This is a genomic window from uncultured Dysgonomonas sp. (assembly GCF_900079725.1).
Taxonomy (GTDB): domain Bacteria; phylum Bacteroidota; class Bacteroidia; order Bacteroidales; family Dysgonomonadaceae; genus Dysgonomonas.
On the sequence record NZ_LT599032.1, the window covers coordinates 2,783,238 to 2,800,396 of the forward strand.

General features: G+C 36.9%; 19 protein-coding genes and 2 pseudogenes. 13 read left to right on the plus strand and 8 right to left on the minus strand.

The window, feature by feature from the left end:
- Positions 1-6 precede the first annotated feature (6 nt).
- The 6 genes and pseudogenes from QZL88_RS11565 to QZL88_RS11590 all read left to right on the plus strand — a co-directional run bounded on the left by QZL88_RS11565 (position 7) and on the right by QZL88_RS11590 (position 4,658).
- On the plus strand, positions 7-1,350 hold the full coding sequence (locus tag QZL88_RS11565; RefSeq protein WP_291028316.1) for a DUF389 domain-containing protein: 1,344 nt from the start codon (positions 7-9) through the stop codon (positions 1,348-1,350).
- Positions 1,351-1,594: 244 nt separating this feature from the next.
- A pseudogene (locus QZL88_RS11570) lies at positions 1,595-1,909 on the plus strand (glutathione peroxidase); the annotation flags it as partial.
- 3 nt (positions 1,910-1,912) lie between these two features.
- A complete protein-coding gene (locus tag QZL88_RS11575) occupies positions 1,913-2,344 on the plus strand; it encodes a pyrimidine dimer DNA glycosylase/endonuclease V (protein ID WP_291028312.1) in 432 nt (143 codons plus the stop codon).
- A 27-nt stretch (positions 2,345-2,371) separates the two neighbouring features.
- Positions 2,372-2,836: a TspO/MBR family protein gene (locus QZL88_RS11580; RefSeq protein WP_291028310.1), complete on the plus strand. Its 465-nt coding sequence runs from the start codon at positions 2,372-2,374 to the stop codon at positions 2,834-2,836.
- Between the two features lie 116 nt (positions 2,837-2,952).
- Positions 2,953-3,717 (plus strand): SDR family oxidoreductase, encoded by a 765-nt coding sequence (locus QZL88_RS11585; RefSeq protein WP_291028309.1) that lies wholly within the window; start codon positions 2,953-2,955, stop codon positions 3,715-3,717.
- Positions 3,718-3,749: 32 nt separating this feature from the next.
- Positions 3,750-4,658 (plus strand): AraC family transcriptional regulator, encoded by a 909-nt coding sequence (locus QZL88_RS11590; RefSeq protein WP_291028307.1) that lies wholly within the window; start codon positions 3,750-3,752, stop codon positions 4,656-4,658.
- Between the two features lie 157 nt (positions 4,659-4,815).
- Here QZL88_RS11590 and QZL88_RS11595 read toward each other — a convergent pair whose 3' ends face one another.
- Positions 4,816-5,370 (minus strand): hypothetical protein, encoded by a 555-nt coding sequence (locus QZL88_RS11595; RefSeq protein WP_291028305.1) that lies wholly within the window; start codon positions 5,368-5,370, stop codon positions 4,816-4,818.
- A gap of 123 nt (positions 5,371-5,493) precedes the next feature.
- Here QZL88_RS11595 and QZL88_RS11600 point away from each other — a divergent pair, with 123 nt between their 5' ends.
- The 7 genes and pseudogenes from QZL88_RS11600 to QZL88_RS11630 all read left to right on the plus strand — a co-directional run bounded on the left by QZL88_RS11600 (position 5,494) and on the right by QZL88_RS11630 (position 9,321).
- Entirely contained in the window at positions 5,494-5,868 is a 375-nt protein-coding gene (locus QZL88_RS11600; protein WP_291028302.1) for a MarR family winged helix-turn-helix transcriptional regulator, read from the plus strand.
- Between the two features lie 30 nt (positions 5,869-5,898).
- A pseudogene (locus tag QZL88_RS11605) lies at positions 5,899-7,533 on the plus strand (CoA-disulfide reductase); the annotation flags it as partial.
- 156 nt (positions 7,534-7,689) lie between these two features.
- Entirely contained in the window at positions 7,690-7,893 is a 204-nt protein-coding gene (locus tag QZL88_RS11610) for a DUF6132 family protein (RefSeq protein ID WP_291028300.1), read from the plus strand.
- Positions 7,894-7,906: 13 nt separating this feature from the next.
- Positions 7,907-8,209, plus strand: coding sequence for a rhodanese-like domain-containing protein (locus tag QZL88_RS11615; RefSeq protein WP_291028298.1), 303 nt, complete (start codon positions 7,907-7,909; stop codon positions 8,207-8,209).
- A gap of 8 nt (positions 8,210-8,217) precedes the next feature.
- On the plus strand, positions 8,218-8,454 hold the full coding sequence (locus QZL88_RS11620) for a hypothetical protein (protein ID WP_296941330.1): 237 nt from the start codon (positions 8,218-8,220) through the stop codon (positions 8,452-8,454).
- Positions 8,455-8,931 (plus strand): thioredoxin, encoded by a 477-nt coding sequence (trxA, locus tag QZL88_RS11625; RefSeq protein WP_296941332.1) that lies wholly within the window; start codon positions 8,455-8,457, stop codon positions 8,929-8,931.
- Positions 8,932-8,943: 12 nt separating this feature from the next.
- On the plus strand, positions 8,944-9,321 hold the full coding sequence (locus QZL88_RS11630) for a winged helix DNA-binding protein (protein WP_296941334.1): 378 nt from the start codon (positions 8,944-8,946) through the stop codon (positions 9,319-9,321).
- Between the two features lie 210 nt (positions 9,322-9,531).
- Here QZL88_RS11630 and QZL88_RS11635 read toward each other — a convergent pair whose 3' ends face one another.
- The 7 genes from QZL88_RS11635 to QZL88_RS11665 form a co-directional block, all read right to left on the minus strand.
- Positions 9,532-10,149: a class I SAM-dependent methyltransferase gene (locus tag QZL88_RS11635; protein ID WP_296941335.1), complete on the minus strand. Its 618-nt coding sequence runs from the start codon at positions 10,147-10,149 to the stop codon at positions 9,532-9,534.
- A gap of 17 nt (positions 10,150-10,166) precedes the next feature.
- Complete coding sequence (locus QZL88_RS11640) at positions 10,167-11,081, minus strand: phospholipase A (RefSeq protein WP_296941336.1); 915 nt, start codon at positions 11,079-11,081, stop codon at positions 10,167-10,169.
- Between the two features lie 67 nt (positions 11,082-11,148).
- Positions 11,149-11,337 carry a DUF2892 domain-containing protein gene (locus tag QZL88_RS11645; RefSeq protein ID WP_296941337.1) on the minus strand — a complete coding sequence of 63 codons (189 nt, stop codon included), beginning with the start codon at positions 11,335-11,337 and terminating at the stop codon, positions 11,149-11,151.
- A 2-nt stretch (positions 11,338-11,339) separates the two neighbouring features.
- Complete coding sequence (locus tag QZL88_RS11650) at positions 11,340-11,651, minus strand: hypothetical protein (protein WP_296941339.1); 312 nt, start codon at positions 11,649-11,651, stop codon at positions 11,340-11,342.
- 2 nt (positions 11,652-11,653) lie between these two features.
- Positions 11,654-13,444 (minus strand): efflux RND transporter permease subunit, encoded by a 1,791-nt coding sequence (locus tag QZL88_RS11655; protein ID WP_296941341.1) that lies wholly within the window; start codon positions 13,442-13,444, stop codon positions 11,654-11,656.
- Entirely contained in the window at positions 13,441-16,068 is a 2,628-nt protein-coding gene (locus QZL88_RS11660) for an efflux RND transporter permease subunit (protein ID WP_296941343.1), read from the minus strand. The genes QZL88_RS11655 and QZL88_RS11660 overlap by 4 nt, the downstream gene beginning before the upstream one ends.
- A 4-nt stretch (positions 16,069-16,072) precedes the next feature.
- Positions 16,073-17,155: an efflux RND transporter periplasmic adaptor subunit gene (locus QZL88_RS11665; protein WP_296941345.1), complete on the minus strand. Its 1,083-nt coding sequence runs from the start codon at positions 17,153-17,155 to the stop codon at positions 16,073-16,075.
- Between the last annotated feature and the right edge of the window lie 4 nt (positions 17,156-17,159).

The following is a 17,159-nucleotide window of genomic DNA, read 5'->3' on the forward strand; positions in this document are numbered from 1 at the left end:
TATAGTATGTACAACTTAATACGAAAAGTAGTCACTTACGTCAGTCTACAAAAGCAAACAGAAGACTTTGAAGAAATCCACAATTCAATAATACAGGGGATTTCTTTCAAGGGAACCAATATCTGGATATTAGTTTGTGCTATTATTATAGCATCAGTGGGGCTTAACACCAATTCAACTGCTGTGATAATAGGAGCCATGCTTATTTCTCCTTTGATGGGGCCAATCAATGGAATGGGATACAGTATTGCTATTCATGATTTCGGATTGCTTCGTCAGTCACTTAAAAACTTTGGTTTTGCAGTATTGGCCAGCCTTATAGCATCAACTGTTTATTTTTCAATAACCCCTGTTCATACAGCTCATTCTGAACTTTTGGCCCGAACCAGTCCTACTATTTACGATGTATTGATTGCTTTATTCGGAGGCTTTGCCGGTATTATCGCAATCAGCAGCAAGCAGAAAGGAAATGTCATTCCCGGCGTGGCTATTGCTACGGCTTTGATGCCACCTCTTTGTACAGCCGGCTACGGTTTAGCTACGCTCCAATTCTCTTTTTTCTATGGAGCATTCTATCTGTTTACCATCAATACAGTTTGTATTGCTTATGCTTCGGTTTTAATTTCTCAAATGTTGAGGTTTCCAATCAGAGATACCAATATAAGTGAGACAAGAAAGAAACGTATCAATCAAGGTTTGTCCATTGTACTTATTATAATCATATTACCCAGCATATATTTGGGTTATCGGATGTCCCAAAATGAGAAATTCAGAGTAAATGCAGAAAAGTATACACGGTATATAGGAATATATAAAGGGAATTATTTGCTCAACAACGAAATTAGTGCGAATAAAAAAGAAATTAATCTGATATACGGGGGATCTTCATTGACAGAAGATGATAAAAAAGCGATTATCGATCAGGCAGGCTTATTCTCTTTAGATGATGCTAAGATAACGATAGAACAAGGGTTGGCCATAGATAATGATATAGCTAAAGATAGACAAAAAGCTCAATCTGAAGAAGAGAGGTCCCGGCAACAAATAGCCCGCTTAAATGTAGAGATTGCGGGGTATAAACAAAAAATAGACAGTATACAAAGCCAATATCTTATAGGGAAACAATTATTGTCTGAATTGACCCCTTTGTATCCTCAGATAGAGAGTTGTTTATATGCAGAAGCATATATTTACGCTCAAAGCGACTCCTTACTTCAAGATAAAACAGGGGTATTTATGATTACATCTAAACGCATTCTGCAAAAGAATGATCAGATAAAGATAGAGAATTGGCTCATGAGAAGATTGAGTAAAAAAAAGGTTAAGGTTTATTTTGATAAAAGCAATTGATAATAATTGTATATTAGGGATACAATATATTACTTACTTTGCTTATATATAGTTTGAAAATGGCAGACACGGAACGCCTGTCGTGGTATTTAAAATAGATATTCGTGAGGTCATATAAGCATCCCTATAGCATAAAGCCCTATAATATAGGATCAGCAAATTGACATGGGCAAAAAGATCTTCTGTTTTCATCTCAGCTTAATAGAATTTCTTTTTACTTTTGTTATATGAATTTTTTTGTATTTTTGAGATATCAGATTTCTATTGCAATCAGTTTTGGAAACAAGGTCCCCGAATTAATGATGAAATCACCTTCTTTTGTGAAATGAAGAATAAAACGATATTTAGCACCTTAGGAAAAATTGATATTAACGGAGACAATGCCGATCCTCTTTATAAATACCTGAAAGAAAATAGCAACGGATTCTTGGGTGATTCTATAAAATGGAACTTTACTAAATTTCTGATAGACAGAGAGGGGAATATCATTAATCGCTATGCTCCGATAACCAATCCGTCAAAGATTTCTGGAGCTATAGAAAAACTCTTAGCAAAATAATACATGCGATTATGGTCTTTACATCCCCAGTATCTTGACTCGGCAGGGCTTAATGCCTCCTGGCGTGAAGGGTTATTGGCTAAGAATGTGCTCTTGGGCAATACAAAAGGATATACAAATCACTCTCAGTTGATCCGTTTTAAGAATAGCCCCGAGCCGAATCTTTACATCGATGCTTTCCTTACTGAAATATATAAGGAAGCTGCGAGAAGAAATTTTTCATATAGCAAAGAGAAAATTCGTATGATTGAGAATATTTCTCCCATCCCTGTAACTAAAGGGCAATTGGAATATGAATATGAGCATCTGAGGCGAAAACTTCAAAAACGAAGTCCTGAACTTTTAGTGAAGTTACCCTCATTGTCTGATCTAAAAACACATCCTTTATTTGAAACAATAGAAGGAGGAATTGAGGATTGGGAAATCATAACATAATTAGCAAGAACAAAAACTAATATTCATATGAGAAAGTTTCTATACATATTACTTCCTGTAATTATCTGTTTTTTAGTCGGATTCACAGCCAGTTATTTTCAATCGGAATCGATACAGACATGGTATCCGACATTGAATAAACCTGCAATAACTCCACCCAATATAGCTTTTCCGATTGCATGGAGTATAATATATTTATGCATGGGTATTTCTATCGGACTAGTATTGAACTCAAAAGAACAGAACAAGAAATTTCTTACCTCATTATTTGTCGTTCAGTTGTTCCTTAATTTTATATGGAGCATTTCATTCTTTTATCTGCAAAACCCTCTTTTAGGTTTTATCAATATTATCTTGTTGGATCTGGGCGTATTATATTATGCTTTTAAATGTTATCCGGCGCAAAGAGTGAGTGGGATCTTATTTATTCCCTATATTCTTTGGCTGTTTTTAGCAACATATCTAAATGCTTATATTCTGATATACAACTAAAGTCTTTCGAAGAGAGGCTAGCCAATTATTTGATTTTTACCATAAGCGGATTGAATCATACAGTATCAATGAGCTATATACCAGTATCTTTGTGTTGTAATTAAAACTATTGAATTATGTCACAACAATCAAAAATCGCATTGGTAACAGGCGGCAGCCGTGGGCTAGGTAAAAATATGGCTTTAAATATAGCCCGTAAAGGGCTGGATGTAGTCCTTACCTACAACAGCAAAAAGGAAAGTGCTTTAGAAACAATCGCAGAGATAGAGCAACTCGGACAAAAAGCCATTGCTCTCCAACTCAATACTGCCGATGTAAAAAGCTTCGATTCTTTTTTCGAATTACTTAAACAGGAGTTGTCTGTAAAATTTGGTACTCAGAAAATAAACTATCTGGTAAATAACGCAGGCATCGGAATTAATTCAGCTTTTGCCGAAACAACCGAAGAGGATTTCGACAGTCTTTTCAATATCCATTTCAAGGGTGTTTATTTCTTTACCCAAAAAGCATTGAACATACTCGAAGACGGAGGTGGTATCATCAATATCTCAACAGGTCTGGCACGTTTCTCCCGGCCCGGATATTCCGCTTATGCATCTATGAAAGGAGCTATTGAGGTATTAACAAGGTATCAGGCAAAAGAACTTGGAGCCAGAGGTATTCGGTCTAATGCTGTTGCTCCGGGTGCTATTGCAACCGATTTTGGCGGAGGTATTGTCAGAGACAACGAGGAAGTCAATAAAATAACTGCCAGTACAATCCCATTAGGAAGAGTCGGTCTACCTGATGATATTGGTGGAGTAGTTGCATTTTTATGTACTGATGACGCACGATGGGTGAATGCTCAGCGGATTGAGGTCTCCGGAGGCCAAAGTATTTGATAAGGAAAAAGAATATATAAGTTGGCATTATAATGGAAAAGGCATTGTCATTAGCAGATTTTTATCGCATTAAATTAGGAATCTTACCAAGTGAGATTATCGGGAAGATAGGCCAGTTCAATGTCTTTTCATTAGGTGATTATATACAGCCTGATCATACAATCCCATACAGTCGTAAAGATTACTATAAGATAAGTCTGATATCCGGTAGTAATACAGTTCATTATGCCGACAAAACGCTGGTTGTAGAAAATAATATGCTCTTGTTTGCAAATCCACAGGTTCCTTATAATTGGGAACCTCTGAGCCTTGACAAGACAGGTGCATTCTGTGTTTTTACGGAAGACTTCTTCAAAGGATATGGCGATTTTAAAGCATATCCTCTATTCCAGCCTCATGGAATACCGATATTAGATCTGAATGATGAAGAGTTCAGGCAGGTACGGACAATTTATGATAAAATGTTTAGGGAGATTACTTCCGATTATGTCTATAAATACGATGTCCTTCGAAATCTGGTTACAGAGCTTATTCACACAGCATTGAAAATGCGCCCTGCTATAATGCAGCCTGTTGGACACAAAGAGTCTCATGCATCTGACAGAATCACATCTTTATTCCTCGAACTATTGGAAAGGCAGTTCCCGATAGAATCGACCATGCAAAGTATCCGACTTCATTCACCAAGTGATTATGCACAACAACTAAATATTCATGTCAATCACCTCAACAAGGTACTGAAAGAAGTCACCGGAAAAACGACAAAGCTATTAATATCAGAGCGGATAGCCTTGGAAGCAAGAGCCTTACTGAAACATACAAACTGGACGATCAATGAAATTGCGTTCTGTTTAGGATTCGAAGATCCTTCACACTTTATTAAGTTCTTCAAGAAGAGCGAGCAGGCTACTCCGAAGGTATTTAGAAAAAATGCGGGATAAGTAACTCTTCGAAACAAAATATACCTCGGAAACCTGATTGAATACAAAACTGAAATTTATCCCATCTTTCCTATATTTACGGGATATATATTCAATCAGATTAGTGATATTACAAATCAGATGGCTAACCCTATAAGTAGAACTTTGTCCCATCAATTCAAGAGCAACTTTTGTTCAAGTGGCTATTATTGAGATGATTCTTAATCTTTTCGATTACATTTTTTTTATTTTTGATGTTACTTGTCTGGAAACGATATCTTAAAGAATTCAAATAATGTGTGCCTTCAAAGAAAATATTGGCTGTAAGTGTTTCAAAAAAGATAAGCATTTCCTCTAATTTTTCTTTTTCTGAAGCTTCTACAAATTCCCCTCTAGCAATCATTTCGGGAAGTTCAGAGCCTGAAAATGAAGTTAGCCCTGTAGACATTACACGACGAGCATAAATACGATTGATAAATTGGGCACTTGCTTTCCCACTTTCTAAACCTTTGCTCTTGCCTGCCATTCCAATAATGGCCTCCATTTCTATTATATCACCATATACTGTAATCGGATTGGTAATAAATGTGTCTCCAGTACTACAAACACCAATCTTTTCATATTCTAACACTTTTCCTTTAAGTTGAGGGATGCTATTTAATAACTCCAATCCATTAATCTCGTAGTCAATTCCAGGCAGTTTGAACTCCAATTTCAATAAGTTGTTTCTCATTCAACTGTCGATGAGTAATGGTTGAGGGATGTAGCACAGAAGTCCTGATTTGATAATTAATATCAATTAAATTTGATTATATCAAAATATTAATTTCCTTTGTTTATTATTTCCATTGGAATTATGATTTGTTTAATCAGATTAAAAAATATACAGAAAGCTCTTTATAGACTTGATAAAGAATTTTTAGAGGATAATAGAGTCACATTAAATGAAGCTTTTATCTTATACTCCCTGTATAATAAAAAGACCTCTTGTGCCAGCTATCTATCCAATCAGATTGGTTTATCAAACTCTCGAACATCCAGAATATTGGAAAATCTTGAGATAAAAAAATACATTATAAGAAGAATCGGGAAACCAGATAAAAGAAAGATGATCTTTTCCCTAACAGATAAAGGTAGAGAGAAAATAAAAGAAATACAGTCGAAAGAAAATAAATATACAGAGTTTATAATTCGATTAGTTAAAATGATAAAAGAAATCATTACACCATAAGATTATATCAATTATAATAAAAACAAATATATGAAAATACTTATCATAGGTGGGGTTGCCGGAGGAGCTTCTGTTGCAGCCCGTTTAAGAAGAATGGATGAACAAGCTGAAATTATTTTATTTGAAAGAGGTGAATATATTTCTTATGCCAATTGTGGCTTACCATATTATATATCGGAGGTACAATAGCGAACAGAGATAATCTTTTCGTCCAAACTGTAGACGGGTTTTCTAAGCGATTCAAGATAGATATCAGAGTATTACAGGAAGTAATCTGCATCAATAGGGAAAAGAAAAGTATAACCATACAAAACCTTGTTACAAATAAGGAATATACTGAATCTTATGACAAACTCATTGTATCTACCGGATCAGAACCGGTGAAACCTCCAATCAAGGGCATCGATAGTAGAAAGATATTTACACTTCGTAATGTACCTGATACCGATAAAATCAAGAACTTTCTTATAACTCACAAGCCGAAAAAAGCAATTGTCATAGGCGGTGGATTTATTGGACTGGAAATGGTAGAAAACTTATATCATGCAGGACTCGAAGTGCAGTTAGTTGAAAAGGCGGATCAGGTTATGGCTCCGATTGATTTTTCTATGGCCGCAATAGTTCATCAGCATCTTAGACAGAAAGGGGTACGGCTTTATCTGAAAGAAGGAGTAACCTCTTTCCTCGAAGGAGAAAATGGCATTCGAATAGGACTGGAAAGTGGTAGAGAACTTATCTCCGATATGGTTATTTTAAGTATTGGTGTTCGCCCTGATATTAAGATTGTAAAAGATGCAGGGCTGGAACTTGGAACTACAGGAGGAATTAAAGTTAATAGTTATATGCAGACCAGTGATAATAATATCTACGCGTTAGGCGATGCCGTAGAAATATTGAATCCGGTAATAAATAAACAAATGCTGATTCCTCTGGCAGGTCCGGCCAATAAACAAGCCCGTATTGTTGCAGATAACATACTGGAGGACAATAAATATATGTACTCGGGAACTATTGGCACATCTATTGCCAAGGTGTTTGACCTAATCGTTGCGGCGACAGGACTTTCATCCAAAATGCTGAACAGAGAGTGTATTGAGCATATATCATCTTTTACCCATGGGAGTTCGCATGCAGGGTACTATCCCGGAGCATCTCAACTGTCAATAAAGATAAATTTCTCTCCCTTAAATGGAAAGCTTCTGGGGGCTCAGGTTGTAGGAAAAGAAGGAGCAGATAAAAGAATTGAGTTATTTGCTCAGGTTATAAAAAAAGGAGGTGCAATTTACGATCTGATAGATATTGAGCATGCATATGCTCCGCCTTATTCATCAGCTAAAGACCCTGTCAATATGGCTGGATATGTGGCCGATAATATTCTTAAAGGAAAGATGAAGATTGTCCAATGGCGGGATATTAAAAAAAATAGATTTTCTCAAAACTATCCTGCTGGATGTCCGTACCACAGAAGAATGCAAAGAAGGGTATATCGATGGGGCAGTAAACATCCCCTTAGATGAACTGCGTTCCCGAATCAAAGAAATACCGAAAGAGAAGTGTATTCTTATCTATTGTGCTGTCGGATTACGAGGGTATATTGCTTTCCGAATATTAGCACAATATGGATTTTCGAATGTTGTAAACTTATCTGGCGGATATAAGACATACGTAACAGCAATAACAAAGCATTCTTTATAAACAGAAAAGCTTAACTATTATTCTGAATTTAAGATGAATTATGATTTACTTAACTACATTTCCTAAAGAATTATATTCTATAGGAAATTAAATATTATCTTTGTAAGAAATATAAACGAATTGAATATGCAAATCATAAAAAACAATTGGACATATCTGGTAGGAGCCCTAATCGGAGCAATAGGCGGGTATATGTATTGGAGGTACATCGGATGTAGTACCGGTACTTGCCCTATAACATCATCACCTACGATCAGTACTCTATATGGAGTATTATTGGGTGGCTTATTCGGCGGAATTTTTAAAAGGAATAAAGTAAATAAACAGTAATAGAATAAATAATATGGCGGGATTTCTTAGCAGATTATTCGGACTGGAGGATAAAGCCGACTTTAGAGCTCTTTTAGAAAATGGAGCTATACTTCTGGATGTTCGTACAAAAGAAGAGTATAAACAAGGGGCGGCAATCAATTCAATCAATATTTCGTTAGATAGTTTAAGCAGTAATTTATCGAAACTGAAAAAAGACAAACCGATTATTGCTGTATGCGCCAGTGGCATGCGTAGCCGCAGTGCCGTAACTCTCCTAAGAAATAAAGGTTTTCAGGAAGTATATAATGGTGGAAGCTGGTTTAATTTTAAATAAATAACAAAATGAATCGTATATTAAAGAATTGGGATTTGGCCCGAATAATTCGGTTGTTGTTGGGAGTGTTGATAGCTATCTATTCAATATCCTCTAAGGATTATATATTTCTTGTCTTAGCCGGATTACTGTTTTTTCAGGCAATTATGAATATTTCATGTTGCGGGTCTTCAGGATGCTATACGGATAACAAGCACAAAGGAAATATCTACGGTAATCAGATAAAAAAATATAAACCGGATTAAATGAAGTATACAATATTACTCCCCCTAATGGCATTATTACTTATATCTTGTAATAACAAGACAGAAACGAAAGATCAAATAAAAGAAACAACTAAAAAAGAAAATAAAATGACAACAATACATTTAACAAAAGCTGAATTTTTATCAAAAGTTGCTAATTTTGAAACAAATCCTACTGAATGGAAATATTTAGGGGATAAGCCGGCCTTGATTGATTTCTATGCCGACTGGTGTGGGCCATGTAAGGCTATAGCTCCTGTATTGGAGGAATTAGCGGCAGAATATGAAGGCCGTATATATATTTATAAAATAAATACAGAGACAGAGCCTGAACTTGCTGCTGCTTTTGGAATAAGAAGCATACCATCTTTGTTGTTTATTCCGATGGAGGGACAACCTCAAATGGCTGCCGGAGCATTACCCAAACAGCAATTAAAGGAAGCTATTGACAATATTTTATTAAAAGAACATGAATAAACTAAAACCAAAATGGCAGACAATATAAACAATTCGCAGGTAAGAACATTATGCCAGATCAGGGATGTGTATCGGGCGATATATGACTTTGAATTAAATTTTCAACAATTATATGATCTTGGCCTGAATGAAGGAATGCTACTCTGTTCGCTAAATGCTCAGAAATATTCGTCCAATGAATTAGCGAGCGTATTGGGACTGAGTAATTCGAATACATCGAAAGTAATAAAGTCGGTAGAGAAGAAGGGGCTCATCAGACGTATTGTAGGTAAAGAGGATAAGCGCCAGATGTATTTTACCTTAACCGATTTGGGTAAGAAGAAACTTGAATCGATAAAATGTGCTGAGCTTGATATTCCCGAAACACTGAAACCTGTAGTCAAACCATAATAATCAAGAATGAAAACAATTTTATAGGTAAAGAAATTGGTGTTATTCCGGTGATATATAGAGTTAATGTGGATATTGCGAATAAAGTAATAGCAATCGATCACACAGAAGAAATTACAAAAAGAAAATCATGAAAAATTCAAAAAAGTATATTGATCTATAAAGCAAACAGCGGCAATGGTAAATGATAACCATTGCCGCTATTTTTATTTATATCTTTTGCCCAATAAAGCGTATTACAGAGGCTTTCCCATTATGGCCTATACCTTCTGCCAATTCTATTTCCCTTTCTTCCAAGAGATTGATCGCTAAAGAATCAAATATCAATAAAATCTCTTGTTTCGAATACATCATATCCACATGTGGAGGACCTCCGGCCGATGGATTTTGTTGCTGATGCTTTACATGCTCTTTACTGAATCCTTCGATAAGAATATGCCCTCCGGTTTTCAATAAAGGCAACAACGATTGGTGATACTTTGCTTTTAGCTGTTCAGGCAAGTGAACATAAGTAAGAGCGATGGCATCGTAAGAGTCTCTAATATAGTTTTCGGAGACATTTTCAAAATCAATTACTTTGAACGAAATATCCACATTGTTTTTTTGTGCCAATCTTAGAGCTTTCTCTCTGCCTTGCAAACTTTGATCAAAAGCATCTACCGTCCAACCCCTCACAGCTGCATATACGCTATTGCGTCCCTCTCCATCAGCAGGAAGAAGAATTCTTCCTATCGGAAGAGTATCTATCGTTTCCTTAAAGAATAGATTCGGGGTTTCCCCGTATCGGTATTCTTCAATATTGTAACTTTCGTCCCATTTACTATTCATCGTTATTCATTTTTTTATTAATATGCACTGAAAAAATCCGGCTTTATCGTAAACCCTATTCTTAATTGATTTGTATATTTTTTATAATTCAGCAACCCTTCTCCATATCCTGCATAATAATCCAAAGTTAAGTATTGGTTTGAATTTTTCGATACTCTAAATGATAAAGATGTATGTAAGTTAGGGTTTATAAACTTATCCCGTGGGATTATATTAAGACTGAACCACCATAGATTTTCCTTATCAATATAATTGATGGAAAAGATACCATAACCTTTATAGCGTAACAAATCTTTATTATTATCCCCTTCTATATAAGGCAGATACACTTGGGCCTTAGCGGATAATCGCATATTGTAAAAGTATTTGACTGACAGATTTATATAGTTCCAACTACGAGAATCTTCTTCGGACTTGCCATTCGATTCATGTTCCATAGAAACCATTACCGCTCCTTTCAGTTTGTCATTTTTTATGACATACCGTCCTATCCCTATTCCCGGATTATAATTAGTATCACGGAAAGGACTTGATTCATCATAAATATCCCAGAACGATTTTTGAGAATAAGTGATATATAAGAACGAATTAAAAGGAAATACACTTCTGGTAACCCTGTGACGAATGCTAAACTGGAAGAATGCATCTGCTGTTTTTCGGGTTACCGATTTGTTTAAAGGGATTCCCGTTACCATATAATTATCCTTATATACCGCAAAAGGAGCCTGCTTGTCGAGCACAGACCTTACAAGATCTTCCGAGACTTCAATCGGTTTATGTTTCAATACATTTATCGACTGCATCTCATTCAGATAGTTATTCCGAAGAGAAAGACTATCTACCTGTAAGATGGTATTCTCTTGTGAATAAGCAATCGGAGCACGTATAATGAGAATAAAGAATATGATTATTGTATAAATTCTAGTTTTCATATCTAAAAAAGAGAGCAAAAGACTATTTCGATATTCGGTTTTGCTCTCTTTAAATTAATTAATCAATTCACCGTTTAACTTTTAATTTATCGAGCAGGATTTCTAACGGGCAAAATTTAGTGAACGAAGACTGTATAAGATTCACACCAACAAATGCAGGTAAGAACAGCCATCCGATAGAAATAAAATAAGCCAGAGAAATACCTGTTAGTACCATTGTTCCCGCTACTATCCGTATAATATATTCACGTTTCATAATCAAATCAGTTTAGAAAAATTCTCTACATCAAGGACAAAAGCATGTACAGGAAAAGGATTTTTTGTCTCAATATTACAACTATCAATATCTAAAATAGCCTTGTCTGCTATTTCTTTTGTTACAAAGCTGAAAAGCATTATCGAATTAGTTTTTGCATTACTTCCATTCGCTGCAAACCAGCCCAAGTTTTCTTCCTTCTTTTTATATCCGGTGATATTTGTTACACTAAACCGTTTTACTCCGGCCTCATGGAGCAGACTTCCTACCTGCTCCTGATATTCCTTTATACTTAATACAACTAATAGCTTCATAATCATTTTACTTTCTTTTTCAACATTTTGAAATACAATAACGGCACAACAATCAGTGTCAGCACAGTAGAGGTTATTGTTCCACCCATCAGTGAGATTGCTAACCCTTGGAATATAGGGTCGAATAGAATGACGATTGCCCCCAAAACTACGCCACCTGCAGTCAGTATGATAGGTGTGGTGCGTACAGCTCCGGCTTCAATTACAGCTTGTTTTAATGGAATACCATCTTTGAGCCGTATGTCGATAAAGTCTATAAGCAATACAGAGTTGCGTACCATAATTCCCGCTAAGGCAATGAATCCAATCATAGACGGAGCACTAAAGTAAGCTCCCATAATCCAGTGGCCGAAAATAATACCAATCAATGATAGAGGTATAGCAGCCAACTGTACCAACGGTGTAATAAAGTTTTGGAACCATGCGACAATGAGTACATAGATAATAATTAATACAAATAAGAATGCTAATCCTAAATCGCGGAACACCTCGTATGTTATTTGCCATTCTCCATCCCACTTTAAGGAAAAGTTGTCTTCATATTTTGGTTGCTTACTATATTCTTCAGATAAAGTGTATCCTTCAGGGAGTTTTACCTGAGATAACTTATCCGACACTTCCGTAATAGGATATATAGGGCTTTCTAAACTTCCTGCAACTTCGGTTAATATGTAAACTACACGTTTTTGATCTTTGCGGTGAATACTCTTTTCCTTTTCACCTTTAGTGACTTTCACTAAATCGCTAACGGGAATTGCCATACCTTGTTGATTCACAACTTTCATGCTTAGTACATCTTCTATGCTTGATTTCTCTTTTTCTGACAGTTGAAGTACAATACCTACTTGATTGACTGATGAAGGTTGATGCAATATACCGACAGGCATACCCGATAGAGCCGCTCTCATATTCTGAACAACTTGTGCATTTGGAATTCCCAATTTCATAGCTTTGTCTTTATCCACCTCAAACTTATATTCAGTCTGAGCATCTTCTACCGACCAATCCACATCAACAACGTTATCTGTCGCAGTCAGTATATCTTTGACTTGTTTGGCTACAGCTATTTGTTGATCATAGTCAGGACCATATATCTCGGCTGCAATTGTAGACATTACAGGAGGACCGGGCGGTACCTCTACTATTTTTACATTGGCATTGTATTTTTTGCCGATAGCTTGCAAATCGGCACGCACCGATGTCGCTATATCATGACTCTGTTCGCTACGTTCTCCTTTGTCAACAAGATTAACCTGTATATCAGCTACATTGTCACCCATTCGCATATCATAGTGGCGAACCAATCCATTGAAGCTGATAGGAGCAGAAGTTCCCACATAAGTTTGATAATTGGTTACTTTATCATTTCGGCTGATATATACAGCTAATTCTTTAGCTACGGCGGCAGTACGTTCCAATGTCGTTCCCTCCGGCATATCTATTACCACTTGAAATTCATTCTTATTGTCGAAAGGCAACATTTTTACCGGAACAGATTTTGTATAAAACAACACAAACGATCCCAGTAAAACGACAGTTAAGCCAATCATAAATGTCCAGCGGCGTTTTCTGTTTTCCAAAAACGGTGTTATTATTTTAGCATATAATTTGTATATTTTCGTTTCGTGCAAATCCGTTTCTTTTTCTTCACTTTCATGTTCTTCTCCTTTTTTATCTTTATGTCTTAAGAATAAATAGCCGAAATATGGAGTCAAAGTCAGAGCTATCAGTAAAGAGAAAATCATGGCTATGGATGCACCTATAGGCATCGGACTCATATATGGCCCCATCATTCCCGACACNCCTGAGATAACTTATCCGACACTTCCGTAATAGGATATATAGGGCTTTCTAAACTTCCTGCAACTTCGGTTAATATGTAAACTACACGTTTTTGATCTTTGCGGTGAATACTCTTTTCCTTTTCACCTTTAGTGACTTTCACTAAATCGCTAACGGGAATTGCCATACCTTGTTGATTCACAACTTTCATGCTTAGTACATCTTCTATGCTTGATTTCTCTTTTTCTGACAGTTGAAGTACAATACCTACTTGATTGACTGATGAAGGTTGATGCAATATACCGACAGGCATACCCGATAGAGCCGCTCTCATATTCTGAACAACTTGTGCATTTGGAATTCCCAATTTCATAGCTTTGTCTTTATCCACCTCAAACTTATATTCAGTCTGAGCATCTTCTACCGACCAATCCACATCAACAACGTTATCTGTCGCAGTCAGTATATCTTTGACTTGTTTGGCTACAGCTATTTGTTGATCATAGTCAGGACCATATATCTCGGCTGCAATTGTAGACATTACAGGAGGACCGGGCGGTACCTCTACTATTTTTACATTGGCATTGTATTTTTTGCCGATAGCTTGCAAATCGGCACGCACCGATGTCGCTATATCATGACTCTGTTCGCTACGTTCTCCTTTGTCAACAAGATTAACCTGTATATCAGCTACATTGTCACCCATTCGCATATCATAGTGGCGAACCAATCCATTGAAGCTGATAGGAGCAGAAGTTCCCACATAAGTTTGATAATTGGTTACTTTATCATTTCGGCTGATATATACAGCTAATTCTTTAGCTACGGCGGCAGTACGTTCCAATGTCGTTCCCTCCGGCATATCTATTACCACTTGAAATTCATTCTTATTGTCGAAAGGCAACATTTTTACCGGAACAGATTTTGTATAAAACAACACAAACGATCCCAGTAAAACGACAGTTAAGCCAATCATAAATGTCCAGCGGCGTTTTCTGTTTTCCAAAAACGGTGTTATTATTTTAGCATATAATTTGTATATTTTCGTTTCGTGCAAATCCGTTTCTTTTTCTTCACTTTCATGTTCTTCTCCTTTTTTATCTTTATGTCTTAAGAATAAATAGCCGAAATATGGAGTCAAAGTCAGAGCTATCAGTAAAGAGAAAATCATGGCTATGGATGCACCTATAGGCATCGGACTCATATATGGCCCCATCATTCCCGACACGAATGCCATCGGCAGTACGGCAGCGATAACAGTCAGCGTTGCCAAGATAGTCGGATTCCCTACCTCATTAATAGCATATAGCGCAGCTTGTAACGGTGGTAGTTTTTTCATCTTGAAGTGACGGTGCATATTCTCCGCAATCACAATAGAATCATCTACCACAATACCCGTCACAAACACCAACGCAAACAAGGTGATGCGATTGAGCGTATAACCCAAAAAGTAATAGGCAAAGAGCGTAAGGGCAAACGTTACAGGTACGGAAAGAAATACGACCAATCCTCCACGCCATCCCATTGCTAACATCACAAACAAGGTTACGACTACGATAGCAATAGACAAGTGGAATAGCAATTCGGATACTTTGTGCGAAGCTGTTTCGCCATAATTGCGAGTCACTTCTATATTCAGATCCTTTGTAATGACATCTTTTTTCAGGTGATCTACTTTATCAATAACCACCTCTGCCAGTTTCATTGCATCAGCACCTTTTTTCTTAGCAATAGAAATAGTTACAGCCGAATAGTCGTCGGGCATGCCGGCTTTTTTATCGCCTGACGCAGCTCCATATCCAAACGAAACATATTGTTTGGGTACTTCGGGTCCATCTTCTACTTCTGCAATCTGATACAGATAGACAGGTTGATTGTCATTTGTTCCTACAATCAGATTCTTCACTTCCTCTACATTCGCAAAGAAATTGCCTGTCTGCACAGAGTAAACCATATCTCCTGTTACGATATTTCCGCTTTGCATCTGTGCATTATTTGCTTGCAGTGATTGGGCTATTGCTCCAAAGTCGAGCTTGCTTTGAGCCATCTTGTCTTTGTCGAGCATGACTTTCACTTGTCGGCTTTGTCCACCTACAATATTCACTTGTGCTACATCAGGTATTTTTTTTATCTCGTTGCCAACTACTTCTGCTACCTGACGAATCTGATAATCGCCCATTTTGTCACTCCAAAAAGTGAAAGCTAATGCAGGCACATCATCTATGGCTCGTGATTTTACCAATGGCATAGTAGCACCTTGTGGCATACGATCCATATTCTTCATCATTTCGTTGTAAAGTTTTACTAACGAACGTTCCACATCTTCGCCCACATAAAATTGTACGGTGAGCATACCCATACCATTCATAGACGTAGAATAAACATGCTCTACACCTTTGATATTCGATATGATTTTTTCGATAGGTTGTACAACACCCGATTCTACTTCCTGAGGTGTTGCTCCGGGATAACCAATCATGATGTCCGCCATAGGAACTTCAATCTGAGGTTCTTCTTCGCGGGGTATGAAATATATGCTGAACAGACCTAAGAGCATAAAAGCTAGCATGAGTAGGATACTCAATTTAGACTTGATAAACGCTCCGGCTATTTTCCCTGAAATTCCGTTTTCCATAATTTTATTTATTTACAGATACTTTTACTCCGTTATATAATTTGCCTTCGGCTTTGGATACAATTTTGTCGTTTTGGCTCAACCCCGAAAGAACTTCTACCTGATTGCCGATTGTCTTGCCTAAACGTATCCAGCGAAGATTAGCTTGACTTTGGTCGTCTATCACATATACTCCCGTAAGCTGATCACGGTATACAATAGAGCTTTTGTCCAGCATGATTTTAGATGTAATATTCTCACTTGTTTTATTCGGTATCAATATATTTACATACATTCCCGGACGTATATTTTCTTTATCTTTGCTGTCAATAGCCAACTTCATCGAGTATTGTCCTCCTGTGCGGAATGCCGACGGACTGAGTTCGGATACTTTTCCATCGATCGTTATCCCTAATGATTTCAATTCCATCTTGGCTACATCGCCTACTTTTACATCCTGTATATAGTTTTCGGGGATAGATGCTATAACCTGCAATTCACCATTCTGCTCAATCGTCAAAATAGGCATTCCCGGATTTGCCATGCTCCCTTCGTCCACCATTTTTTGTGTTACAACTCCCGAAAATGGAGCACGTATATTGGTGTAGGAAAGCATCGCATTTACTTCGTTCATCTGTTGGCGAGCCATTTGTACTTTCGCATTCATCGAAGTATTCTGCAAAGCCACATTTTCGAGTTCCTTATCTGATACACTGTTTTGGTTACGCAGTGTTTTGAAACGCTCATAATCACGTTGGGCATTTTTTGCTGCTGCTTCAGCCTCTGTAATCATAGCTTGTACCTGACCCTTTTTTGCCAGAATATCATCGCTGCTAATAGATACGAGGAGTTGTCCTGATGCTACCTTGTCGCCTGGTTTTACATATATCTTGTTTATATAGCCCATCATTCGGGTGCTGATATTAGCTGTTTGCTTGGCTGTGACCTCACCGCTAAGGTAAAATCCTTCGTTTGTAGATTGGCCCGGAGAGTAAGCTTCTACTTTTACTATAGTCTTATCTTTATCCTCTAACTTATCAGAAGAAGAGCAGGAGTAAAGAGTTGATATTCCCACTATTCCTAAAAATGTATTTCTTAAAGTTTTCATTATT